A 23,797-nucleotide genomic window follows, 5' to 3' on the forward strand; every position below is an offset into this window, starting at 1 on the left:
CAAGTAAAGGAATCTGACAATGCCTCGTTCTCTGAAAAAAGGCCCATTCGTCGATGCGCACTTGTTCGCTAAGGTTGAAGCGGCTATCGCGGCTAATAACCGTAAGCCGATCAAAACTTGGTCGCGTCGTTCGATGATCCTCCCGGATTTTGTTGGTTTAACAATTTCTGTCCATAATGGCCGTAACCATGTTCCAGTGATTGTATCTGAACATATGGTTGGTCATAAACTCGGTGAATTCGCGCCAACTCGTACCTATCGTGGTCACGGTGTTGACAAGAAGTCTAAACGTTAAGGTGCTATGATGGAAGTTACTGCTAAATTACGCGGTGCCGCTATCTCGGCACAAAAAACTCGTTTGGTTGCAGATCTAATCCGTGGCAAATCTGTTGCTCACGCGCTTAATATCTTAAACTTCAGCAACAAAAAAGCTGCAGTTTTAGTTAAGAAGGCATTGGAATCTGCAATTGCAAATGCTGAACACAATAACAGTTTAGATGTAGACGACCTTAAAGTTTCTACGATCTACGTTGATGAAGGCACTAGCCTTAAACGTATTTTGCCACGTGCTAAAGGCCGTGCAGATCGTATTACTAAGCGTACTTGTCACATTACCGTTAAGGTAGGGGTTTGATATGGGTCAGAAGGTTCATCCAATCGGTATCCGCCTAGGTGTTGTGAAACGTCATAACGCTAACTGGTATGCGAGTCCGAAACAATATGCTGAATACTTGCTTAAAGATCTTCAAGTTCGTGAGTTTTTAACTAAAAAACTTAAGAATGCGATGGTGAGCAATATTCTTATCGAACGTCCTACTGGCGCTGCTAAAGTTACTATTAGCACTGCTCGTCCTGGTATCGTTATCGGTAAAAAAGGCGAAGACATTGAGAAATTACAACGCGAATTAACATCTATTATGGGTGTTCCTGCGCAAGTAAGCATCAACGAAATCGATCGCCCAGACTTAGACGCTCGTCTAGTTGGTGAAGCTATCGCTTCTCAATTAGAAAAACGTGTAATGTTCCGTCGTGCTATGAAGCGTGCGGTTCAAAACACAATGCGTGCTGGTGCTAAAGGTATCAAAGTTGAAGTTTCTGGTCGTTTAGGTGGTGCTGAGATTGCTCGTACTGAGTGGTATCGTGAAGGTCGTGTACCTTTGCATACACTTCGTGCTGACATCGATTACTCATCTGTTCGTGCTGAAACTACTTACGGTACGATTGGTGTTAAAGTTTGGATTTTCCGTGGTGAGATTTTAGGTGGCATGAAACAAGTCATGAACCCTGCTCCTGCTGAAGAACGTCCAGCTAAACGCGGTCGTGGTCGTGGTGAAGGTCAGGAGCGTCGTGGTCGTCGCAATGATCGTTCTGCTGAAAAAGGAGAATAATCCATGTTGCAACCTAAGCGTACTAAATTCCGTAAGGTGCAAAAAGGCCGTAACACTGGTCTAGCACACCGCGGTAGCAGTGTATCTTTTGGTACTATTGCTCTTAAATCAATTGAACGTGGTCAAATGACTGCGCGTCAAATTGAAGCTGCGCGTCGTACAATCAGCCGTCGTATTAAACGTGGTGGTAAGATCTTTATCCGTGTTTTCCCAGACAAACCAATTACTGAAAAACCATTAGAAGTACGTATGGGTAAAGGTAAAGGTTCTGTGGAATACTGGGTTTGCCAAATCAAACCAGGTAAAGTCTTGTACGAAATTGATGGTGTTAACGAAGAATTGGCTCGCGAAGCGTTCACGCTTGCTGCTGCTAAGCTTCCGTTTAAAACCACTATCGTGACTCGGACGGTAATGTAATGAAAACTAAAGATCTACGTGAAAAGTCGGTAGAAGAATTGACAGCTTTGCTTGATGAGCAACAGTTGAACCAATTCCGTCTTCGCATGGCTAAAGCAACTGGTCAATTGGGTAAATCGCACGAAGTTGCGCTTACTCGTAAAACTATTGCTCGCATCAAGACCCTCCTTACCGAAAAACAGGGGAACGCACAATGAGTGAGCAAACAGTTCGCACGTTAACAGGCAAAGTAGTAAGCGACAAGATGGACAAATCTATCGTTGTTCTTATCGAACGCCGCGTTCAACACCCGTTGTATGGCAAATCAATCCGCCGTTCAACAAAATTACACGCTCATGATGAGAACAACACAGCTAAAGCTGGTGATGTTGTGACTATCAAAGAAAGCCGCCCAATCTCTAAAACTAAGTCTTGGACTCTAGTTGAAGTTGTTGAAGCTGCTGCTGAGTAATTAAACGTTCTTGTTGCATCATCGGTTAATTTCGAGTACTCTTTGAGCCTTTCGAAATTTTGACCGGTGATGCTCGGTTTTGGAGTAGGGCAATGATTCAAACCGAAAGTATGCTCGACGTAGCAGACAACAGTGGTGCTCGCCGCGTACAATGTATCAAAGTACTAGGTGGTTCACATCGTCGTTATGCTTCTGTTGGCGACATTATTAAAGTTACTGTAAAAGAAGCTATTCCACGTGGCCGTGTTAAAAAAGGTGACGTGATGAATGCTGTAGTTGTACGTACAAAATTCGGCATCCGTCGTCCAGATGGTTCTGTTATTCGTTTCGACGATAACGCAGCTGTTATTTTGAACAACAACAAAGCGCCGATTGCAACTCGTATTTTCGGACCAGTGACTCGTGAACTTCGTACTGAACAGTTCATGAAAATCATTTCATTGGCTCCTGAAGTTCTATAATAGAGGCAATCATGGCTAAGATTAAAAAAGGCGATCAAGTAATTGTGATCGCAGGTAAAGAAAAAGGCAAACAGGGTACTGTTTTGTCTGTTTCTAATGACCGAGTTAAGGTTGAAGGCCTTAATTTAGTTAAGAAGCATCAAAAGCCGAACCGTGCAACAGGTGCTGAAGGCGCTATCGTTACACAAGAAGCTGAGCTTCATATCTCTAACGTGGCAATTTTTAATGCTACAACCCAAAAGGCTGACCGTGTTGGTTACCAAGTTGTTGAAGGCGTGAAAACTCGCGTATTCAAATCAAATGGTGAATCAGTGGCGGTAGCGAAGTAATAGGTTGAAATAGGCAATGGCCAGACTTAAAACACGTTACAACGACGAACTTAAAGCTCAGTTACAAGAAACATTGGGCGTTAAGAATGTGATGGAAATTCCACGCATCACAAAAATTACCATCAACATGGGTGTTGGTGCTGCTGCTGCTGACAAGAAATTGTTAGACGGCGCTCTATCTGATATGCAAGCAATTGCTGGTCAAAAACCAGTTCTTACTTTAGCTCGCAAATCTATCGCTGGTTTCAAAATTCGTGATGGTTGGCCGATCGGTTGTAAAGTTACTTTACGCGGCGAACGTATGTACGAATTCTTAGATCGTTTGATCTCTATCGCGATTCCTCGTATTCGTGACTTCCGCGGTTTTTCTGCGAAATCATTTGACGGTCGTGGTAACTATTCAATGGGTCTTAAGGAACAAATCATGTTCCCTGAAATCGACTTTGATAAGATTGATCGTATTCGTGGTATGGATATTACCGTTACTACGACTGCTCGCACCGATGACGAAGGCCGTGCGCTATTGCGTGCATTCGGCTTCCCGTTTAAATAAGAGGTCGATATGGCTAAGAAAGGTATGATTAATCGCGAATTAAAACGCGAAGCTACTGTTGCTAAATACGCTGCAAAACGTGCTGAATTAAAAGCAATTATTGCAAACGTAAATGCATCAGATGAAGAGCGTTTTGAAGCGACATTGAAGTTACAAGCATTACCACGTAATGCATCTCCAGTACGTCTTCGTAACCGTTGTGGTTTAACTGGTCGTCCTCATGGTTACTTCCGTAAGTTCGGTTTAAGCCGTAACAAATTACGCGAAACTGTAATGCAAGGTGATGTACCGGGCGTTGTTAAGGCAAGCTGGTAAGGAGCGACTAGAATGAGTATGCAAGATACCGTTGCCGACATGTTAACACGTGTTCGTAACGCACAAATGGCTAAGAAACAAACTGTTTCTATGCCAAATTCTAAGTTGAAGGTTGCTATTGCAAACGTTCTTCAACAAGAAGGTTACATTTCTAACGTAGAAGTTGCTGAAGCTGAAGGCAAACCAACTTTAACAATTACGTTAAAATATTTCGAAGGCAAACCAGTTATCGAAACTGTGAAACGCGTAAGCCGTCCAGGTCTACGTCAGTATCGCGGTAAAGATGCACTTCCGAGCGTTAAGCAAGGTTTAGGTATTGCAATTGTTTCTACAAGCAAAGGCATCATGACTGATCGCGCTGCACGTGCTGCAGGTATCGGTGGTGAAGTTATTGCTTTTGTTTCTTAATAGGTGATTCCTCATGTCTCGTGTGGCTAAAGCCCCAGTAACTGTGCCTAACGGTGTAACAGTTACTCAGAACGGCCGGCAGGTCGAAGTGAAAGGCAGTAAAGGTACTTTGTCTTTCAACCTGCATGCGCTGGTCGAGCTTAAACAGGAAGAAGGCCAGCTTAACATTGCTCCAGTTAAAGAGTCGAAAGACGCTTGGATGCAAGCTGGTACTGCTCGCGCTGTGCTTAACAACCTTGTTAAAGGTGTTAACGAAGGCTTCGAACGTAAATTACAATTGATTGGTGTTGGTTATAAAGCTGCAGTTAAAGGTAACGTTGTTAACCTTAACTTAGGTTTCTCTCACCCAATCGACTATACGCTTCCTGAAGGTGTAACTGCTGAAACTCCAACAGCTACAGAAATCGTACTTAAATCTGCTGATAAGGCTGCTTTAGGTCAAGTTGCTGCAGATATCCGTGGTTACCGTCCACCAGAGCCTTATAAAGGTAAAGGTGTTCGTTATTCTGATGAAGTTGTACTTCGTAAAGAAGCTAAGAAGAAATAAGGCGCGAGGTTCTTATGAACGAAAAGAAACAAACCCGTTTGCGTCGTGCGAAAAGCACACGCTTGCACATCCGTGCATTGGGTGCGACTCGTTTGTGTGTAAACCGCACTCCGCGTCACATCTATGCTCAAGTTATCTCAGCAGATGGTGGCAAAGTATTAGCGCAAGCTTCTACTTTAGACGCTACTCTACGTGCTGGTACTACTGGTAACGTTGAAGCGGCTCAAAAAGTTGGTGCTTTAATTGCAGAGCGTGCGAAAGCTGCTGGTGTAACTAAAGTGGCATTTGACCGTTCTGGTTTCAAATATCATGGTCGTATCAAAGCCTTGGCTGATGCTGCTCGTGAAAACGGCTTGGAGTTCTAATCATGGCTAAAGTTGAACAAAACGAAGGTCTTGTTGAAAAGCTGGTTGCCGTTGATCGTGTAGCCAAAGTTGTTAAGGGTGGTCGTATCTTCTCTTTCACAGCATTAACTGTTGTGGGTGATGGTAATGGTCGTGTAGGTTTTGGTCGTGGTAAAGCTCGTGAAGTTCCAGCTGCTATTTCTAAAGCACTTGAAGCTGCTCGTCGTAACATGATTACTGTTGAACTTGTTAACGGTACTGTACAACACCCTATTAACTCTCGTCACGGTGCAAGCCGCGTTTACATGCAACCTGCTTCGGAAGGTACTGGTGTAATTGCTGGTGGCGCTATGCGTGCAGTTTTAGAAGCTGTTGGTGTGCGTAACGTATTAACTAAATGTTATGGTTCTACTAATGCTGCGAACGTAGTGAACGCGACTTTTAAAGGTTTGCGTGATATGACTTCTCCTGAGAAAGTTGCTGCGAAACGTGGTTTATCAGTAGAACAAATTCAAGGGTAATCAATCATGAAAACGATTAAAGTTACCCAGACTAAATCTGCATCGCACCGCTTGAAAAATCACAAGCTTAGCCTTAAAGGTTTAGGTCTGCGTCGTATTGGTCATACAGTAGAAGTTCAAGACACACCTTCTAACCGTGGTATGATCAACCAAGTCTACTATATGGTTAGTGTAGAGGAATAAGCCATGACTCTGCGTTTAAATACAATTGCACCTGCAGAAGGTGCTAAGCGTGATAACCTTCGTCTAGGCCGTGGTATCGGTTCTGGCGTTGGTAAGACTGGTGGCCGTGGTGTTAAAGGTCAAAACTCACGTAAGAGCGGTGGTACTCGTCCAGGTTTCGAAGGCGGTCAAACAGCGTTATATCGTCGTTTACCAAAATTCGGTTTCACAAGCCAATTGGCTTTGAAAACTGCTGAAGTACGTTTGTCTGAACTTTCTAAAGTTGAAGGCGACATCGTTTCTTTAGAAACTTTGAAAGCTGCTAACGTAGTACGTAAAGATATGATTCGTGCTCGTATCGTTCTTTCTGGTGAAATCACTCGTGCATTCACTGTTCAAGGTGTTGCATTGACTAAAGGCGCTAAAGCTGCTGTTGAAGCTGCTGGCGGTAAAGTCGAGGAGTAATCGCGAGTGTCTATGTCTCCTAGTTCTACAGGTCATGTTAACATGATGAAAGGTCAACCTTTTCACGTGAAATATCGTGAAATTATTCGCCGATTAATGTTTTTGGTTGGTGCATTGGTTGTCTTTCGACTAGGAGCGCATATTCCGCTGCCAGGTATTGATAATGTCGCTTTAGAACGTTTCTTTAATGCAAATCAGGGAACTTTCCTTGGTTTGTTTAATATGTTCTCAGGCGGGGCATTGGAAAGAATGTCCATTCTTGCGTTAGGGATCATGCCGTACATTTCTGCTTCGATTATCGTTCAGTTAATGTCGACTGTGGTTCCTTCGTTGGAAGCATTAAAGAAAGAGGGCGAGCAGGGTAAGCGTAAGATTAACCAATATACTCGCTATGGCACATTATTCCTTGCAATTGTTCAAGGTGTTGGAATGTGTGCAGGTCTCATTAGTCAAGGAATTACCTTTACTTCAGGACTTGCTTTTTACGTCCCAGCTTTGACATCTTTAGTTGCAGGCACAATGTTCCTCATGTGGTTGGGGGAGCAAATTACCGAACGTGGTGTTGGTAATGGTATCTCTATGATCATTTTTGCAGGTATTGTTGCGGGTTTACCAGGTACAGTTATTCAGTCATTTACCCTTGTGGAAAATGGTCAGTCTAGCTTAATTGGTATCGCAATATTTGGTTTATTATCTTTAGTTGTTTTGGCAGCTATTGTGTTCATTGAAAAGGCACAACGTCGTATACCTGTTAACTATGCTCAAAAGCAGCAAGGTCGTCGAGTATTTACTGCGCAACAGAGTCATTTGCCATTGAAAATAAACATGGCGGGTGTAATTCCAGCAATTTTCGCAAGTTCATTGTTGTTGTTCCCTGCGAGTTTAGGTCAATGGTTGGGTAGCTCTGATCCGAGTGCAGGAATCGTAAAGCGCACACTACAAGATTTGGCATTAGTTTTGTCGCCTGGACAACCGTTGTATCTCGTGCTTTTTGGTGCGTTAATTATTTTCTTCTGTTATTTCTATACTGCGCTAGTATTTAGCCCTAAAGAGGTTTCAGAGAATTTAAAACGTAGTGGGGCATATGTACCTGGTATTCGCCCAGGTGAGCAAACTGCTCGTTATTTAGATCATATTCTTAGTCGTTTGACTTTTATTGGCGCTATTTACATTACAGTAATTTGTTTAATGCCAATGGTTCTGCAAAGTACATTTGGTATTCCATTTAATTTAGGTGGGACATCTTTACTGATTGTGGTTGTTGTAGTGATGGACTTTATGGCTCAGCTTCAAGCTCATCTTACTTCACGTCAATATGATAATCAGACACTCATGAGTAAAACGACTGCTCATCCTAAGGGATAAGCGCACTTAGAAGGTTTCATTATGAAAGTTCAAGCTTCTGTAAAGAAAATTTGTGGTAGCTGTAAAGTTATCCGTCGTAATGGGGTTATTCGCGTAATTTGTAGCGCAGAACCTCGTCATAAGCAGCGTCAAGGTTAATCTGATCAAGACCTGTTGATTTCAGTAGGCTAATTAGGTTATTATCCGCCCCTCAAGATTTTTGTGGGGCGGTTGTTATCTCTACTGCCTTTTTGGAGAAAGTGAATGGCTCGTATTGCCGGTGTAAACATTCCGGATAACAAGCATGCTGTTATCTCCCTCACGTACATCTTTGGTATCGGTCGCCATACTGCTAAGAACATCTTAGCTGCTGTTGGTATCGCGACAACTACTAAGATCCGTGAATTGGATGATGCTCAGCTTGATGCGATTCGTGCAGAAATTGCTAAGGTTCCGACCGAAGGTGATTTACGTCGCGAAATTTCCATGAACATTAAACGTTTAATGGATTTAGGCTGCTACCGTGGTCTTCGTCATCGTCGCAGCTTGCCTGTCCGCGGACAACGCACCAAAACTAACGCACGTACCCGTAAAGGTCCGCGCAAACCGATTAAGAAATAAGATTTCTGGAAGCTAAAAGATGGCTAAAGATACACGCGCACGCAAGAAGGTCACTCGTACCGTCTCTGAAGGTGTTGCACACATTCACGCTTCTTTTAATAACACCATTGTGACTATTACCGATCGTCAAGGTAATGCACTGGCTTGGGCTACCTCAGGTGGACAAGGCTTCCGTGGATCACGTAAATCAACTCCGTTTGCTGCTCAGGTAGCTGCTGAAGTTGCTGGTAAAGCAGCTTTGGATTACGGTTTGAAAAACTTGGACGTCCTTGTTAAAGGTCCTGGTCCAGGTCGTGAATCTGCGGTTCGTGCTTTAGGTGCAGTGGGTTATAAAATTAATAGCATTACCGATGTGACTCCAATCCCTCACAACGGTTGTCGTCCACCTAAAAAACGTCGCGTCTAAGGAGAATCATTCATGGCTCGTTATATTGGTCCAAAATGCAAACTCTCTCGCCGCGAAGGGACAGACCTGCAACTTAAATCAGGCGTTAAACCGTTTGATGTTAAGACTAAAAAAGCTGCAAAAGCTCCTGGCCAACACGGTCAGAGCCGCGCAAAACAATCAGAGTACTCACTACAATTACGTGAAAAACAAAAAGTACGTCGTATGTACGGTGTGTTAGAACGTCAATTTAGTAATTACTATAAAGAAGCTGCTCGTGTTAAAGGCGCAACAGGTGAAAACTTGTTGAAATTGCTTGAAAGCCGCCTTGATAACGTTGTTTATCGCATGGGCTTTGGTTCTACACGTGCAGAAGCTCGTCAGTTAGTATCTCACCGTAGCATTACTTTGAATGGTCGTCGTGTTAACATTGCGTCTATCCAAGTAAAAGCGGGCGATGTAATTGCAGTACACGAAAGCTCTAAACAACAATTACGTATTAAAAACGCAATTGAATTAGCTGCTCAACGTGGAACTCCTTCTTGGATGGAAATTGACCATTCTAAATTAGAAGGTACATTCAAATCTGCACCTGATCGTTCTGATTTACCTGCTGAAATCAACGAAAGCTTGATTGTTGAATTGTATTCTAAATAATCCTTGAGGTAGCAATAATGACGCGTACTGCAAACGAGTTTCTTACTCCGCAAGCGATCAAGGTCGAAGCGGCTAGCGGGACCTCGGCAAAAGTGATTCTAGAACCATTAGAGCGTGGCTTTGGTCATACTCTAGGTAATGCTTTACGTCGCATTCTTTTATCTTCTTTACCTGGCGCTGCTGTGGTTGAAGTTGAAATTGAAGGCGTCGAGCACGAGTACAGTACTTTAGAAGGCTTGCAGCAGGACATCGTCGAGCTCTTGCTGAACCTTAAAGGATTGTCTATTAAGCTGTTCGATCAAAATGAAGCATATTTGACATTAGAGAAACAAGGAGCAGGCGATGTAACAGCTGCTGATCTACGTTTACCTCATAATGTTGAAGTGGTTAACCCTGAACATTTGATCGGCACTTTAAGTGCATCAGGCTCATTGAAAATGCGCTTGAAAGTTGCTCAAGGCCGTGGTTATGAAACATCTGACTCACGCTTCCCAGAAGGCGAAACACGCCCTGTTGGTCGCTTACAGTTAGATGCTTCTTATAGCCCGATCAAACGTGTGTCTTACACAGTTGAAAATGCTCGTGTAGAACAACGTACTGACCTTGACAAGTTGATCATTGATCTTGAAACAAATGGTACTGTAGATCCAGAAGAAGCAATCCGCAAAGCGGCAACAATCTTGCAACAACAAATTGCAATTTTTGTTGATCTTCAGAAAGATCAAGCTCCAGTTGCTCAAGAGCCTCGTGAAGAAGTTGATCCAATCTTGCTTCGTCCAGTAGATGATCTAGAGCTTACTGTTCGTTCTGCTAACTGTTTGAAAGCAGAAAATATTTACTACATCGGTGATCTTGTTCAACGTACTGAAGTTGAGTTGTTAAAAACTCCTAACTTAGGTAAGAAATCGTTGACTGAGATTAAAGATGTTCTGGCTTCAAAAGGCTTACAACTCGGCATGCGTTTAGAAAACTGGCCACCAGCTAGTTTACGTATGGACGATCGTTTTGCCTATCGTAGCCGTTAATTAAGTAGGACTATCACCATGCGTCATCGTAATAGTGGTGTGAAATTAGGCCGTACAAGCAGTCATCGTAAAGCGATGTTCCAAAACATGGCTAATTCTTTGTTTGAACATGAGTTAATCAAAACTACTGTTCCTAAAGCAAAAGAATTACGTCGTGTTGCTGAGCCTTTAATCACTTTAGCTAAAGTCGATTCTGTAGCAAACCGTCGTTTAGCGTTTGCTCGTACTCGTTCAGCAGCAACTGTAGGTAAATTATTTACAGTGCTTGGCCCTCGTTATAAAGAACGTAACGGCGGCTATCTACGTGTTCTTAAAGCGGGCTTCCGTGCAGGTGATGCTGCACCGATGGCTTACGTTGAGCTAGTAGATCGTGAAGTTAAAACTTCTGCAGAGTAATTTTTAATTATTCTAAGAAAGGCCGGTTTTATACCGGCCTTTTTTAATGCCTTTTTGTTAGACAATTTCATCATTTTGTCCTCTATTGACTATAAAATTGCATCTTGTTACTCAAATTGACATTGTGTATTGTCAAAATTGTGATTTAATAAAATTGTATTTATAGACAGGTAATAAAAAGAAAATGGACAAGCAAGTTGATATTCTCATTGTTGGTGCTGGTATTTCAGGTTTAGGTTTAGCAGCACACTTAACGAAACAATCTCCTCATAGAAAATTTGAGATCATTGAGCGTCGCGAAAGTTTTGGTGGTACATGGGACTTTTTTAAATATCCGGGTATCCGCTCTGACTCAGATATGTCAACATTTGGTTTTGATTTTAAACCTTGGCGAGAAACCAATATTCTCGCATCTGGTAGTGCGATTAAAGGTTATTTGTCTGAAGTTGTTGATGAATATAAATTAAAATCTAAAATTCATTTCAAACATAATGTGAAATCAGCAAACTATGATTCACAGCAAAAAAAATGGATTGTGCAAATTGAAAATGCCCAAGGTAAAACAGAAACTTGGGTTGCCAATTTTGTTTTAGGTTGTACAGGTTATTATAACTATGAGCAAGGTTATGAACCTGAATTTCCAAATCAAAAAGCATTTAAAGGACAGATTATTCACCCCCAAAAATGGCCTGAAAATTTAGATTACACAGGTAAAAAAGTAGTGATTATTGGTAGTGGCGCAACAGCGATTACGCTTGTTCCTGCTATGGCAAAGGGTGGTGCTGCACATGTGACCATGTTGCAACGTTCACCAACGTATATTGCGTCTATTCCTTCAATTGACTTTGTCTATGAGAAGATGCGTAAAGTCTTACCAGATAGTGTTGCATATAAAATCACACGTGCACGAAATATTGGCATGCAACGTGGTATTTATGCACTCGCTCAAAAACAACCGAAGCTGTTGAAAAAGTTGTTGCTTAAATCAATTGAAATGCAATTGAAGGGTAAGGTAGATATGAAACACTTTACCCCAAATTATAATCCTTGGGATCAGCGCCTATGTGTGGTTCCAGATGGTGATTTATTCAAAATTTTGCGTGAAGGCAAAGCCAGTGTTGCAACAGATCACATCGAAAAATTCACTGAAACGGGTATTCAATTAAAATCAGGTGAACATTTAGATGCGGATATTATCATCAGTGCGACTGGTTTGAATATTCAAATTTTAGGTGGTATTCAAGGTACCATTGATGGTCAACCCTTAAATACGTCTAAAACCATGCTTTACCAAGGTGTGATGGTAAGTGATGTTCCAAATATGGCCATGGTGATTGGTTATATCAATGCCTCTTGGACATTGAAAGTAGATATTGCAGCAGATTATATTTGTCGTCTTCTGAATTATATGGATCAACAAGGCTACGATGAAGTCATTGCTCAAGGTGATCAATCACAGTTGATGGAAGATACCATCATGGGTAGCTTGTCTTCAGGTTATATCGCTCGTGCCAGTGAAGTGATGCCAAAACAAGGTAAATCAGGCCCATGGAAGGTGACCAATAACTATTTAGCGGACCGTAAAGCGCTGAAAAATGCTAGCTTCAATGATTCAATCTTGAAGTTCAGTAAGCGTGAGCAACATGTTGAAAAAAAGCCTAAATTGGTTTCATAATCCTGAGCTTTATAAGCTTGAGCCATGAGATCAATCCCTGAGTAATTTTTCATATTCATAAATAGGTTGATATTTATTTTATCTAAAACACCCGATGATTTTCATTGGGTGTTTTAGTTTTTAAAGAGGGGTAATAAGTTGATATTGGGTCTTCATTTGGTCTAGATCTATGTTCTGCTTCGAGGTCATTTCACAATGTTGAAGTTCATGTTGTACTGATAATTGCCATGAATACCAACTTTTTTCGAGATGGTATCGATGAATGTGGGTATTAGTTAAAACAACACATATGAGACATGAAAGCTCGACAGTGACTATGAGATTGTTCAAGTTGAGCTATTTTTATATTTTTACATTCGGATCATGCGCATATTGATCGATCATTTCGCGTAATGAATATTCATCCAGTCAGAATAAATTTTATTTAATTTTGAGTTGATTTGATCGCAAAGGATTCAATATTTAGTTTCTTATTAGATTTTAGTCGTAGATGACCTATGATTTAATTCATTGATAAATTTGAATTCTGAGTCTTTTGCTGGCATTTGTTATTGATTTATAAAACTTGTTGATAGTCTTAAAAATGATAAAAAAGATTTATAGCTTCTAACTATTGAAAAAAATAAAATAAGTATTGGCATCAATGTCATATTTTACCGATTCTTAAAGTGTTTATACATATACCTACCGCATTTTGAAAGCTTTAAATCAGGGGATGGGAATTTAAACATCTCATTCATGGTTCATGCCATCTCGCGTTGTCCTCAGGTATATGTCCAATTTTTACAGTTTAAGGAAACATTGATGTCGAATTCTGCTGTTGTTGAGTCAGTTGCCTTAGCGCTTCGATCTGCTGAACTTTCACAAACTGCCATTGCTCCGATTCGCCCTCAACTCGGTGGCGAAACTGCCGATGTAGATATCGCTTATGCCGTACAGGAAGTTAATACTGAGCGCGCGTTATCTGAAGGTCGTCGTTTAGTGGGGCGTAAAATTGGCTTAACATCAATCGCGGTTCAAAAACAATTAGGTGTCGATTCACCTGACTTCGGTATGTTGTTTGCAGACATGGCGTATGGCGATGGTGAAGCAATTCCTGCAGGTTTATTGATTCAACCAAAAGTTGAAGCAGAAATTGCCTTGGTCATTAATAAAGATTTGACTAAAGAAAAACATACTTACGCAGACATCATCAGTGCGACTGAATATGCACTTCCTGCGATTGAAGTGGTCGATAGCCGTATTGAAAACTGGAAAATCAGTTTAATTGATACTGTGGCTGATAACGCATCTTCTGCAGCCTTTGTATTGGGTTCTAAGCCTGTAAAACTCGAAAACCTTGATCTTGTGAACTGCAAAATGGTCATGATGCGTGCTGATGAAGTCGTGTCTCAAGGTGTAGGTAAAGCATGTCTTGCAAACCCATTAAATGCAGCGGTGTGGTTGGCTGATGAAATGGTTCGTCGTGGTCGCCCATTACTTGCAGGTGACATCGTATTGACTGGTGCTTTAGGCCCAATGGTTGTTGCTCAACCAGGTGATGAATTTAAAGTTGAAATTGAAGGCTTTGGTTCTGTAGTTGCTGCATTTGCTGCTGAATAATTGAGAAAATATGTCATGAAAAAGATTAAATGTGCCTTAATTGGTCCAGGGAATATTGGTACTGATTTACTTTATAAATTACAACGTAGTGAATGGTTAGAGCCAGTTTGGATGGTGGGGATTGACCCAACTTCTGAAGGTCTTGCTCGTGCTGCGAAAATGGGCTTAAAAACCACAAGCGAAGGTGTTGATGGTCTTCTTCCTCATGTCCTTGAAGATGATATCAAAATCGCATTTGATGCGACTTCTGCATATGTACATGCTGAAAACAGCCGTAAGCTAAATGAGCTTGGCGTGCTCATGATTGACTTAACGCCTGCTGCGATTGGCCCTTTCTGCGTACCACCAGTAAACTTAGCAAGCTTGCTAGATTCTGGTGAAGTGCAAAACGTCAACATGGTGACCTGTGGTGGTCAAGCAACCATTCCAATGATTGCTGCAATTGCGAGTGTTCAACCTGTGAACTATGGTGAGATCATCGCGACTGCTTCAACGAAATCAATTGGTCCTGGTACACGTAAAAACATCGATGAATTTACGCGTACAACAGCGAGTGCGATTGAAAAAGTTGGCGGTGCGAAACAAGGTAAGGCCATCATCATCATTAACCCAGCTGAGCCACCAGTATACATGCGTGATACTGTTCACTGTCTGGTTGAAGGTGAACCTGATCAAGCAGCCATCACGAAAGCAGTGCATGCGATGATTGAACAAGTTCAGAAATACGTACCAGGTTATAAGCTTGTGAACGGTCCAGTATTTGATGGTAACCGTGTATCAATCTTCCTTGAAGTGGAAGGTCTAGGTGACTACCTACCAAAATATGCAGGTAACCTCGACATTATGACGGCTGCAGCTGCACGTACTGCAGAAATGTTCGCAGAGCGTTTAATCGCATCACAAGTTGCTGAAGCTTAAGGAGCAGACCATGTCTAAAGTGATTATTAATGATATGACACTACGTGATGGTATGCATCCGCAGCGCCATCAAACGACTGTTGAGCAAATGATTGCCATTTCAACTGCATTAGATGATGCAGGTGTACCTTTAATTGAGGTAACACATGGTGATGGTCTTGGCGGTAACTCAGTCAACTACGGTTTTGCTGCTGCAACAGATGAAGAATACTTGTCTGCTGTTGTGCCACGTATGAAAAATGCTAAAGTCACCGCATTATTACTTCCTGGTATTGGTACGGTTGACCATTTAAAAATGGCACATGAGATTGGTGTTTCAACGATTCGTGTTGCAACACACTCAACGGAAGCAGATTGCTCTGAACAGCACATTACTGCTGCACGTAAACTCGGTATGGACACTGTGGGCTTCTTGATGATGGCACACATGGCTTCACCAGAACGTCTGCTTGAAGAAGCGAAAAAGATGGTGTCTTACGGTGCGAACTGTATCTATGTGACGGACTCAGCAGGTTACATGTTGCCACAAGATGTGAAAGATCGCGTGGGCGCTTTACGTCAACACTTCGATTCAAACATCGAAATCGGTTTCCATGGTCACCATAACTTAGGTATGGGTGTTGCGAATACTGTGGCTGCTGTCGAAGCAGGTGCAATTCGTGTCGACTTAGCATCTGCAGGTTTAGGCGCAGGCGCAGGGAATACACCACTTGAGTTATTCGTTGCTGTTGCAAACCGTATGCAAATGGAAACTGGTGTAGACCTATTTAAAGTACAAGATATTGCTGAAGATTTGGTGATCCCGATGATGCACAACCCGATTCGTGCGGATCGTGATGCGGCAACTTTAGGTTATGCAGGTGTTTACTCTTCATTCCTATTGTTTGCTAAACGTGCTGAAGCTAAATATGGCGTTTCTGCTCGTGAAATCTTATTAGAACTTGGTCGTCGTGGTACTGTTGGCGGACAAGAAGATATGATTGAAGATTTAGCATTGACCATGTCTAAAGCACAAGAACTTTCAGCTTAATTTAAAATCAATTTTTAAATTAAGTCTAAAAAAGCACCTATTTATAGGTGCTTTTTTTCATAAGTATTTATTTTCATACGTAAAAAATATGTTTTAATAGGTAATTCATCTAATCGATCCGCTAAAAAACAAAATATTTTTCAAAGAGTTAAACATAAAAACGATTAATAATGATAAATATAATTTGTTTTTTTAAAAAATATGGATAATTTTATTTAAAAACAAAATGTTGCATTAATTTTTTAATCAAAATCATAGAATTGCTTATTGTTAAAACATCTCAACAAATTTTATATATATCCAATATAGATTGAATTGATGCCATTTTTTACTACTCTAGTCTGATTTTTTCGCGGTGATTTTTTCAGCATGATGCAAGCTTGCTGAAATTGATCGTTGGGAAAATGAGTCATGTATCGTCAAACATTATGGAAAGCTTTAAGTCTTGCTTTATTAGCAACGGGGACATCTGCAACTTATGCAGATTTTATTGACGACAGCCAAGTGCAATTAAAATTTAAAAACTTTTATTTACAACGTGATGTATCTATTCCGGATGCAAATAAACCTTTGTCTCGAAATTTTGGTAGTTGGTCACAAGGGATCACTTTAGATGCAAAATCGGGCTATGCCAATTGGGGACCTTTACAGGTTGGAGTTGATGTTTTAGCACAATATGCGTTGCGTTTAAGTGATGATAAGCACATGAATGATTTTGTGCTTCCTTATAATGGCAAAGATCAAGCTCGTGACTATGGCAAAGTTGGGGTAACGTTAAAAGCAAAGCTGAACAAAACAGAATTGCGTGTTGGTGATTTACAACCCATGACGCCTGTTCTATTCATTGATCCATCACGTCAGCTCATCACAACTTACAGTGGTGCATGGCTTGAATCAAAAGAACTCAAAAATACCAAACTTACTTTGGCTTATATTGATGGTATTAACTCGCGTTATGACAACCAATATCAAGATTTTAATATTTGGCCAAAAGAGTTAGGGGATTATAGTAAGCGTGTTAATCCTGGTTTTAACCATGGTATGTATATTGCTGGTATCGATTACCAAATTATGCCTGAATTATCAGCAAGCTATTATTTTGCAGATGTGACCAATCTATACCAACAAAATTATGTCGGTTTAGACTTTAAGAAAAAATTAGACGATAAAAATCAGATTTCAGGACATATTCACGGTTTTGATAACCGTGAAACGGGCAAAGCCATTTATGGTGATTTTGAAAACCAAGCACTGTCATTGAAAGCTGAGTGGAAAACAGGTAACCACACTTTTGATGCAGGTTATCAACAAATGTTTGGTGAGCATGGTAAATCAGTTCCATATTTCCCATCACTTTCAGGCTGGACACCTCAACCTTATTTGGCGAACTGGTCTGTGGCAAGCTTTATTCGTAAAGATGAAAAGTCTTGGAGTGTGGGTTATAGCTATGATTTCAAAGATTTAGGCTTAAATGGTTTAACTGCAACCGTACGTCATTTCGAAGGTTGGGATATCGACAATGGTGATGGTACACGCGGTGAAGAAGCTGAGAATAATTTAATCGTTAAATACACAGTTCCAGAAGGTAAGTTGAAAGGTTTAGGTATTCAGTGGATGTATATTGATGTGAATTACCCGAGTGTTCCTGGTTTCGTCGATTTAGAAGAAAATCGAATAGCAACCACTTATACCTTTACATTCTAATTTAACGATTCTATAGATGATAAAAAGTGCTTGATCCTCAAGCACTTTTTTTATTTGTGTGCTAGGCATAAAAGTGAAATGACAAAGCACCAGTATACACACCCAGTATTATTATAAATATTGAATAAAAACATGTATTTAAATTATCGTTTTTTTATTGTTTATCATCGTTATTAAGTATCAAATGGCACGGCTTGAACGGTTAATATTAGGCTCAAATGTGAAGAAATTTCAAATCGTGATTTGGGTTTAAGTTGAACTTTAACCTGAGTTAGCGCTATACGAGGAGTCAGTATGAGCACTGTTCAAATTCCAGAATATAAGACGGATTCATTCTTCGGTTTAGAAGACAAATGGATTGAAACAGCTGAAGGTGAACTTACCCATTACCACGAAATTGGTGAAGGTACACCTATTTTATTTTTGCACGGTTCAGGTACAGGCGTATCTGCAGCTGCAAACTGGTGGTTAAACCTTCCATCAATTGGTGAACAAGCACGTTGCATCGCGATCGATACCATTGGTTATGGTCAAACAGTGGTTGCACCAGGTACAGCTTACGGCATCCGCGCTTGGGTTGATCATGCAATTCGTACTTTAGATGCGCTAGGAATTGAAAAAACATGGTTGGTGGGTAACTCGTTAGGTGGTTGGTTAGCTTTCCAAATGGCGCTTGATTATCCAGAGCGTATTTTAGGTATCGTATCTATGGGTACGGGTGGTGCGAAACAAACTGCAGCATTGAAAGCACATGCAAACCCAGTTTTAACTGAAGAAGGGATTAAAAAGACACTTTCTATGTTTGTTGTGAACAAAGATTTGATCACTGACGAATTAGTAAAAGTACGTTTTGATTCTGCGAAAAATGACTACGCATCTGATCGTTTGATGGATGTTGTAGGTGCACGTGACCGTGACCGTTTCGAATTCCCACTCGATTTCGAAAAAATGAAAGAAATCACTGTACCTGTATTGTTGATTCACGGTACACAGGACGTGGTGATTCCAGTATCTCGTACTTGGGATATCTTGAACATTGTTCCACATGCTGATGCACACATTTTCAGCCAATGTGGTCACTGGTCTCAAGTTGAAAAAGCAGACGAATTTAACACGATCATTAAAAATTATTTGACTGCTCGTGGTGTCTAATCATTTAGTCTAATGATTGATCAATATGAAGAAGGATGGTGCAAGCCATCCTTTTTTATTGCTTAAATTTACTTTTAAAACACTTAGACATGATGAACTGATGAATCCAACACCAATATTAATCATGATGCTAAGAGTGATAGTGTTAAATCCTTAAGCTATGATGATATGCAGAAAGTTCAATTGAAGTATTGCAGTGGAGATTTAGTAGCAAATAACTCTGAGAATGCAGCTGATCAGAAGTTTATTTGATCCATGTAAAGAGATTAAATTGCGTTATATGGACATAGAAAATAAGGGCTGACAAGATATTTTAAAAGCATAATAATGGATTTTGTATTCCAGTTTTTAAACGATGTATTGCGCCCATGGCCATCATCATTGGTAGAAATATGTCTTTTTTTGGATATGAATAAACCAATTTTGATCCATCTGGTGAGCTTATTAGACTTAAGTTGTAGATTTTTACCAAAACAGCTCAAAAAATTACAATTTAGCTTTTATATTGGAAAATTCAATTAAAACGGCGTGAAGTTAATTAGAAAACAAATGAAAGAAATATTTAAAAAAATGCACTAAAAAATTGACTTTTTATCAGGTATGACATCACTACTATTTCATTGCGAAATAGTAGTGATTCAGTGCTGGAATTTTAATTTAAGCTTTTACGTTCATCTGTTCGATTAATATCCAGATAAAAGACTTTGGTTAATAATTCTATAAATTTCTTCACAGCTTCAGATGTAGAGTTTTTACGATAGCTCACAAAAAGATCTAGAGATGGAAGCTCTACATCGAGAGGTCTGATCACTGTATTGCTCATGGTCAGTGGGGCGATATAAGCAGGTAGTATTGTGCAACCTAAGCCCATTCCGACAGAATTGATATTGAATAAAATATTATCTGCTTTTTGCACGATATTAAATTCAATATGATTGTCTTTGGCAAAATCTAAAATCGTATTGTGTAAAGTTTGCGATTGCTCGATATCTGGAATAATAAAATCTATGCCATTCAAAGCTTTAACAGGGACTCTTTCGTATTTTGCCAGTGGGTGATCATTGGGTAATAGTAAGATCAGTGGTTCACGAAGCACGAATTTACTTTCAATTTCATCATTTTGTAAGTTATGACGCGTGAAAGTGATATCAAGTTCACCTTTTTTAATAGAACGCATTTGCTCAGTGTTATTCAAGCTGAGCAACTCAATTTTAAATTCTGAATTCTGTACACGTAAGTTTGGCAGTACAAATGGGAAAACTTTCATTTCTGCAACAGGGACGAAGCCAATTCTGAGCAACTGTTGTTTTGCTTTAGAGACTTGACGCGCCATAGCAACAGCTTTATCTGCCTGAGCAAGTGTTAGGCGGGCTTGTTCTAAGAAAACAGCGCCTTCATCAGTCAGTTCGACTTTGCGTTTAGTTCGGTTTAATAGTTTGACACCAACATCTTCTTCAAGATCTTTAATTTGTTGGCTGAGTGAGGGTTGGGCTGTAAATAGTTTTAATGCGGCTTTACTGAAATTAAGTTCTTCAGCAACAGTAATAAAATATCGAAGGTGGCGTAATTCCATATCACTCGTCCAAAGACTAATCCAAAAAAAGTCTTACTTTAGTTTCACTCAAGTATAGAGCATAAACAATGATAAGGAGAAGATAGTAATAGTATTTAGATAATAAATGATATTTGACCACCTATAGCCATTTTTATATAAAAGTCATCCTACTGAGTAAGTTCTAAAATATATTAATTAAAACAAAATAAATATTTCCTTATCAAGGCCCTCAACAGCGATTATCGTGCCCAGTTAAATCAATTTGATTTGTGACCCCACGTTTGTCGCAGGAGAGCTTTCATGAATGGAAAAATTGATGTGCAACAAATCGACGCTTTAGTCGATGCACAAAATGGACGAATTTCGCCGTCAATTTATACGGATCCTGATTTGTATGAATTAGAACTTGAACGCGTGTTCGGGCGTACTTGGTTGTTCCTTTGCCATGAAAGCCAAATTCCTAAAGCAGGTGATTTCTTCAATACCTATATGGGTGAAGATCCAATCATCGTGGTTCGTCAAAAAGATAAATCAATTAAAGCTTTATTAAACCAATGCCGTCACCGTTCTATGCGTGTGAGCTTTGCAGACTGTGGTAATACACGTGCATTTACTTGCCCATACCACGGCTGGTCTTACGGTGTTGATGGTTCGCTTAAAGATATTCCACTCGAAGATCGTGCATTCCCTCAAGGCGCTTGCAAAGAAAAATGGGGCCTTGTTGAAGTTAACCGTGTTAAGACTTACAAAGGTTTAGTGTTCGGTTGCTGGGATGACACAACACCAGATTTAGAAGAATACATGGGTGACATCGCTTGGTATTTAGATGGTGTTTTAGACCGTCGTCCAGGTGGTACAGAAATCATCGGTGGTGTTCACAAATGGGAAATCGAATGTAACTGGAAATTTGCAGCAGAACAGTTTGCATCTGACCAATATCATGCATTGTTTTCTCATGCATCTGCGATCCAAGTCTTAGGTGCAAAACCAGATGACGAAGCGTCTAAAAAATTAGGTGCTGCGCAAACGGCTCGTCCTGTATGGGAAACTGCGAAAGACGCAATTCAATACGGTTCTCGTGGTCATGGTTCAGGCTTTTTCTTCACAGAAAAACCAGATGCAAACGTATGGGTTGATGGTGAAGTTGCAAACTACTTCCGTGAAACTTATGAAGAAGTGAAAGAGCGTTTAGGTGATATTCGTGCTTTACGTCTTGCTGGTCACAACACCATGTTCCCAACTTTGTCTTGGTTGAACGGTACAGCAACGCTTCGCGTATGGCATCCACGTGGACCAAACAAAACTGAAGTATGGGCATTCTGTATTGCAGATGCTGAAGCGTCACAAGAAGTGAAAGAAGCATTTGAACGTTCTGCAACTCGTGCCTTTGGTCCAGCTGGTTTCCTAGAGCAAGATGACTCTGAAAACTGGATTGAAATTCAAAAAGTACTTCGTGGTTACAAAGCACGTAAAAACCAACTCATTATGGAAATGGGCTTAGGTAACGAAAAAGTACGTGAAGACGGTATTCCGGGTATCACCAACTACATTTTCTCTGAAACTGCAGCACGCGGCATGTACCGTCGTTGGGCAGATTTATTGATCCATGAAAAATGGGAAGACGTGGAAAAAGCAGCTGACGAATATGAGAAGGAGCTTATGAAATGAGTCAAATCAGCTTAGAACTTCATCACCAGATTAGTCAGTTTCTCTATCGTGAAGCAAAGTTGCTTGACGATTGGAAATTCCGCGATTGGTTAGACACATTAGCTGAAGATATTTCTTATACGCTACGTACTACACCAAACGCTCAAACGCGTGACCGTCGTCGTTCAGTTGAACCGCCTACAACTTGGGTATTCAACGATACGAAAGATCTTTTAGAACGTCGTGTAGCTCGTCTTGAAACAGGCATGGCATGGGCTGAAGAGCCTCCTTCACGTACCACTCACATGGTGAGCAACGTGATTGTAGAGCCTACTGAAGTTGAAGGCGAATACGACGTGTACGTGACTTATCTCCTATATCGTACACAAAAAGAAAAAGACGTGGTCATTTACTGTGGTAAACGTCATGACAAGATCCGTAAAGTTGAAGGCGGCTTAGGTTTCCAAATCTTCAACCGTAAGATCACGCTTGACCAAGTTACCTATAACTCACATAACTTGAGTGTGTTCTTCTAATGAATAAGATTTTTGTTTGCCAAGTTGACGAATTAGACGAAGGCGAAGCGCTAAAAGTAGATTGCGGCGTAAACGGTATTGATGCACTTGCAGTATTCAACAATGGTGGTGAATTCTTCGCTATGAATGATAAATGCAGTCATGGTAATGCTTCGATGTCTGAAGGTTATCTTGAAGACGACGGTACTGTTGAATGTCCACTACATTCAGCTCGTTTTTGCTTAAAAACAGGTGAAGCACTATGTCTACCTGCAACTGACCCGATCCAAACTTTCCCTGTGATCGTTGAAGATGGTCAATTGTTCGTAGAAATGGCAGGAGAATAATCATGGGTTGGCTACAAGGCGAAGTTGCACTTATTACTGGTGGTGGTTCAGGTTTAGGCTGGGCTTTGGTTGAACGTTTTTTGGAAGAAGGCGCTCAAGTTGCAGTTCTTCAACGTTCAAAAGCGAAAGTTGAAGCCTTGAATGAACACTTCGGCGGTAAAGTTCTTGCGATTGAAGGCGATGTAGCCAGCTATGAAGATAATGTCCGTGCTGTGAAAGCCACTGTAGAACGTTTTGGTAAACTCGACTGTTTCGTGGGTAATGCAGGTATATGGGATCACTATGCTGATATCGTTAATACCTCTGGTGAACAGCTCGAAAAAGCCTTTGATGAAATCATGGGGATCAACACCAAATCACTGATTCTTGGTGCGAAAGCAGCACTTGAAGAGCTTGTAAAGTCTGAAGGTTCAATCATCTTCACACTGTCAAACTCTGCGCTTTATTCTGCCGGTGGTGGTCCTGTTTATACTGCATCAAAACATGCAGGTGTGGGCATCATGAAAGAATTGGCGTATGAGCTTGCGCCTAAAGTACGAGTGAATGCTGTTGCACCATCAGGTATGAATGTGAATATCAAAGGTGCGGCGTCACTCGGTCAAGAAAATCTTGGTCTTTTGGATGCACGTGATCCTGAGAAAATCGCACGTGGCATGCCACTGAATTTCTTACCTGAACCTGAAGACATGACTGGTTCTTATGTACTGTTGGCTTCACGTGCGAATAACCGTCCACTCACAGGCGTTTTAATTAATGCTGAATGTGGTTTAGGTATTCGTGGTTTACGTCAACCTCGTGCAGGTTTCTTCGACGAATAAACGCTTAAAGATCTAATGGACTAACCTAAGATAGCCGAATTGGCT

The 23,797-nt window shown here is 40.7% G+C and carries 33 protein-coding genes and 1 pseudogene; 33 read left to right on the plus strand and 1 reads right to left on the minus strand.

The genetic code is table 11. The features are described 5' to 3' along the window. Positions 1-19 precede the first annotated feature (19 nt). The 29 genes and pseudogenes from rpsS to G8E00_RS02265 all read left to right on the plus strand — a co-directional run bounded on the left by rpsS (position 20) and on the right by G8E00_RS02265 (position 18,870). Positions 20-295 carry a 30S ribosomal protein S19 gene (rpsS, locus tag G8E00_RS02125; RefSeq protein WP_004281508.1) on the plus strand — a complete coding sequence of 92 codons (276 nt, stop codon included), beginning with the start codon at positions 20-22 and terminating at the stop codon, positions 293-295. 9 nt (positions 296-304) lie between these two features. Beyond that, a complete protein-coding gene (gene rplV / locus G8E00_RS02130) occupies positions 305-634 on the plus strand; it encodes a 50S ribosomal protein L22 (protein WP_067762914.1) in 330 nt (109 codons plus the stop codon). Position 635: 1 nt separating this feature from the next. Further along, a pseudogene (rpsC, locus tag G8E00_RS02135) lies at positions 636-1,452 on the plus strand (30S ribosomal protein S3). Then, positions 1,392-1,805, plus strand: a complete 414-nt coding sequence (rplP, locus tag G8E00_RS02140; RefSeq protein WP_078189276.1) for a 50S ribosomal protein L16 — start codon at positions 1,392-1,394, stop codon at positions 1,803-1,805. The pseudogene rpsC and the gene rplP overlap by 61 nt, the downstream one beginning before the upstream one ends. Beyond that, positions 1,805-2,002, plus strand: a complete 198-nt coding sequence (gene rpmC / locus G8E00_RS02145; RefSeq protein WP_004825188.1) for a 50S ribosomal protein L29 — start codon at positions 1,805-1,807, stop codon at positions 2,000-2,002. Before rplP ends, rpmC begins: the two co-directional genes overlap by 1 nt. Continuing rightward, positions 1,999-2,256 carry a 30S ribosomal protein S17 gene (gene rpsQ / locus G8E00_RS02150; RefSeq protein WP_166008614.1) on the plus strand — a complete coding sequence of 86 codons (258 nt, stop codon included), beginning with the start codon at positions 1,999-2,001 and terminating at the stop codon, positions 2,254-2,256. Before rpmC ends, rpsQ begins: the two co-directional genes overlap by 4 nt. A 92-nt stretch (positions 2,257-2,348) precedes the next feature. After that, on the plus strand, positions 2,349-2,717 hold the full coding sequence (gene rplN / locus G8E00_RS02155; RefSeq protein ID WP_004725701.1) for a 50S ribosomal protein L14: 369 nt from the start codon (positions 2,349-2,351) through the stop codon (positions 2,715-2,717). Positions 2,718-2,728: 11 nt separating this feature from the next. Beyond that, complete coding sequence (gene rplX / locus G8E00_RS02160) at positions 2,729-3,046, plus strand: 50S ribosomal protein L24 (protein WP_166008613.1); 318 nt, start codon at positions 2,729-2,731, stop codon at positions 3,044-3,046. Positions 3,047-3,062: 16 nt separating this feature from the next. After that, positions 3,063-3,599, plus strand: coding sequence for a 50S ribosomal protein L5 (rplE, locus tag G8E00_RS02165; RefSeq protein ID WP_166008612.1), 537 nt, complete (start codon positions 3,063-3,065; stop codon positions 3,597-3,599). 9 nt (positions 3,600-3,608) lie between these two features. Next, on the plus strand, positions 3,609-3,914 hold the full coding sequence (gene rpsN, locus G8E00_RS02170; RefSeq protein ID WP_166008611.1) for a 30S ribosomal protein S14: 306 nt from the start codon (positions 3,609-3,611) through the stop codon (positions 3,912-3,914). A gap of 12 nt (positions 3,915-3,926) precedes the next feature. Further along, positions 3,927-4,322, plus strand: a complete 396-nt coding sequence (rpsH, locus tag G8E00_RS02175; protein ID WP_166008610.1) for a 30S ribosomal protein S8 — start codon at positions 3,927-3,929, stop codon at positions 4,320-4,322. A 13-nt stretch (positions 4,323-4,335) separates the two neighbouring features. After that, positions 4,336-4,869, plus strand: a complete 534-nt coding sequence (gene rplF, locus G8E00_RS02180) for a 50S ribosomal protein L6 (protein ID WP_166008609.1) — start codon at positions 4,336-4,338, stop codon at positions 4,867-4,869. 14 nt (positions 4,870-4,883) lie between these two features. Then, a complete protein-coding gene (gene rplR / locus G8E00_RS02185) occupies positions 4,884-5,234 on the plus strand; it encodes a 50S ribosomal protein L18 (RefSeq protein ID WP_005012963.1) in 351 nt (116 codons plus the stop codon). A 2-nt stretch (positions 5,235-5,236) separates the two neighbouring features. Beyond that, on the plus strand, positions 5,237-5,734 hold the full coding sequence (gene rpsE, locus G8E00_RS02190) for a 30S ribosomal protein S5 (RefSeq protein ID WP_166008608.1): 498 nt from the start codon (positions 5,237-5,239) through the stop codon (positions 5,732-5,734). Positions 5,735-5,740: 6 nt separating this feature from the next. Further along, entirely contained in the window at positions 5,741-5,917 is a 177-nt protein-coding gene (gene rpmD / locus G8E00_RS02195) for a 50S ribosomal protein L30 (protein WP_004786899.1), read from the plus strand. 3 nt (positions 5,918-5,920) lie between these two features. Continuing rightward, positions 5,921-6,361, plus strand: a complete 441-nt coding sequence (gene rplO, locus G8E00_RS02200) for a 50S ribosomal protein L15 (RefSeq protein WP_120402037.1) — start codon at positions 5,921-5,923, stop codon at positions 6,359-6,361. Between the two features lie 45 nt (positions 6,362-6,406). Further along, positions 6,407-7,726 (plus strand): preprotein translocase subunit SecY, encoded by a 1,320-nt coding sequence (gene secY, locus G8E00_RS02205; protein ID WP_171522909.1) that lies wholly within the window; start codon positions 6,407-6,409, stop codon positions 7,724-7,726. Between the two features lie 21 nt (positions 7,727-7,747). Further along, positions 7,748-7,864, plus strand: coding sequence for a 50S ribosomal protein L36 (gene rpmJ, locus G8E00_RS02210; RefSeq protein ID WP_000867907.1), 117 nt, complete (start codon positions 7,748-7,750; stop codon positions 7,862-7,864). A gap of 105 nt (positions 7,865-7,969) precedes the next feature. Continuing rightward, the gene (gene rpsM / locus G8E00_RS02215) at positions 7,970-8,326 is read left to right on the plus strand and encodes a 30S ribosomal protein S13 (RefSeq protein WP_166008607.1); all 357 of its coding nucleotides are present in this window, start codon (positions 7,970-7,972) and stop codon (positions 8,324-8,326) included. 19 nt (positions 8,327-8,345) lie between these two features. Continuing rightward, positions 8,346-8,732, plus strand: coding sequence for a 30S ribosomal protein S11 (gene rpsK / locus G8E00_RS02220; RefSeq protein ID WP_004281491.1), 387 nt, complete (start codon positions 8,346-8,348; stop codon positions 8,730-8,732). A 12-nt stretch (positions 8,733-8,744) separates the two neighbouring features. Then, a complete protein-coding gene (gene rpsD, locus G8E00_RS02225; RefSeq protein WP_166008606.1) occupies positions 8,745-9,368 on the plus strand; it encodes a 30S ribosomal protein S4 in 624 nt (207 codons plus the stop codon). A 17-nt stretch (positions 9,369-9,385) separates the two neighbouring features. Then, positions 9,386-10,393 carry a DNA-directed RNA polymerase subunit alpha gene (locus G8E00_RS02230; RefSeq protein ID WP_004281489.1) on the plus strand — a complete coding sequence of 336 codons (1,008 nt, stop codon included), beginning with the start codon at positions 9,386-9,388 and terminating at the stop codon, positions 10,391-10,393. A gap of 18 nt (positions 10,394-10,411) precedes the next feature. Beyond that, positions 10,412-10,789, plus strand: coding sequence for a 50S ribosomal protein L17 (gene rplQ, locus G8E00_RS02235; protein WP_166008605.1), 378 nt, complete (start codon positions 10,412-10,414; stop codon positions 10,787-10,789). A gap of 184 nt (positions 10,790-10,973) precedes the next feature. After that, the gene (locus G8E00_RS02240) at positions 10,974-12,464 is read left to right on the plus strand and encodes a flavin-containing monooxygenase (protein ID WP_166221686.1); all 1,491 of its coding nucleotides are present in this window, start codon (positions 10,974-10,976) and stop codon (positions 12,462-12,464) included. An 804-nt stretch (positions 12,465-13,268) separates the two neighbouring features. After that, a complete protein-coding gene (locus tag G8E00_RS02245; protein WP_166221690.1) occupies positions 13,269-14,066 on the plus strand; it encodes a fumarylacetoacetate hydrolase family protein in 798 nt (265 codons plus the stop codon). 15 nt (positions 14,067-14,081) lie between these two features. Then, the gene (locus tag G8E00_RS02250) at positions 14,082-14,984 is read left to right on the plus strand and encodes an acetaldehyde dehydrogenase (acetylating) (RefSeq protein ID WP_166221693.1); all 903 of its coding nucleotides are present in this window, start codon (positions 14,082-14,084) and stop codon (positions 14,982-14,984) included. Between the two features lie 10 nt (positions 14,985-14,994). Further along, positions 14,995-16,014, plus strand: coding sequence for a 4-hydroxy-2-oxovalerate aldolase (dmpG, locus tag G8E00_RS02255; protein ID WP_166221696.1), 1,020 nt, complete (start codon positions 14,995-14,997; stop codon positions 16,012-16,014). Positions 16,015-16,425: 411 nt separating this feature from the next. Continuing rightward, positions 16,426-17,718, plus strand: coding sequence for an OprD family outer membrane porin (locus G8E00_RS02260; protein ID WP_166008600.1), 1,293 nt, complete (start codon positions 16,426-16,428; stop codon positions 17,716-17,718). 294 nt (positions 17,719-18,012) lie between these two features. After that, positions 18,013-18,870: an alpha/beta fold hydrolase gene (locus tag G8E00_RS02265; protein WP_166008599.1), complete on the plus strand. Its 858-nt coding sequence runs from the start codon at positions 18,013-18,015 to the stop codon at positions 18,868-18,870. Positions 18,871-19,522: 652 nt separating this feature from the next. Here G8E00_RS02265 and hcaR read toward each other — a convergent pair. Next, positions 19,523-20,443: a DNA-binding transcriptional regulator HcaR gene (hcaR, locus tag G8E00_RS02270; RefSeq protein ID WP_166221707.1), complete on the minus strand. Its 921-nt coding sequence runs from the start codon at positions 20,441-20,443 to the stop codon at positions 19,523-19,525. 282 nt (positions 20,444-20,725) lie between these two features. On the opposite strand from hcaR, the gene hcaE reads away from it, so the two are divergent. From hcaE to hcaB, 4 genes are read left to right on the plus strand one after another with little or no spacing between them, the layout of a single operon-like run. After that, a complete protein-coding gene (gene hcaE / locus G8E00_RS02275) occupies positions 20,726-22,093 on the plus strand; it encodes a 3-phenylpropionate/cinnamic acid dioxygenase subunit alpha (protein ID WP_166008597.1) in 1,368 nt (455 codons plus the stop codon). Continuing rightward, entirely contained in the window at positions 22,090-22,608 is a 519-nt protein-coding gene (gene hcaF / locus G8E00_RS02280; RefSeq protein ID WP_122898779.1) for a 3-phenylpropionate/cinnamic acid dioxygenase subunit beta, read from the plus strand. The genes hcaE and hcaF overlap by 4 nt, the downstream gene beginning before the upstream one ends. Continuing rightward, positions 22,608-22,934, plus strand: a complete 327-nt coding sequence (gene hcaC / locus G8E00_RS02285; protein WP_166008596.1) for a 3-phenylpropionate/cinnamic acid dioxygenase ferredoxin subunit — start codon at positions 22,608-22,610, stop codon at positions 22,932-22,934. The genes hcaF and hcaC overlap by 1 nt, the downstream gene beginning before the upstream one ends. Positions 22,935-22,936: 2 nt before the next feature. Further along, positions 22,937-23,752: a 3-phenylpropionate-dihydrodiol/cinnamic acid-dihydrodiol dehydrogenase gene (gene hcaB / locus G8E00_RS02290; protein ID WP_166008595.1), complete on the plus strand. Its 816-nt coding sequence runs from the start codon at positions 22,937-22,939 to the stop codon at positions 23,750-23,752. Positions 23,753-23,797 lie beyond the last annotated feature (45 nt).

Source organism: Acinetobacter shaoyimingii (assembly GCF_011578045.1).
GTDB lineage: Bacteria > Pseudomonadota > Gammaproteobacteria > Pseudomonadales > Moraxellaceae > Acinetobacter > Acinetobacter shaoyimingii.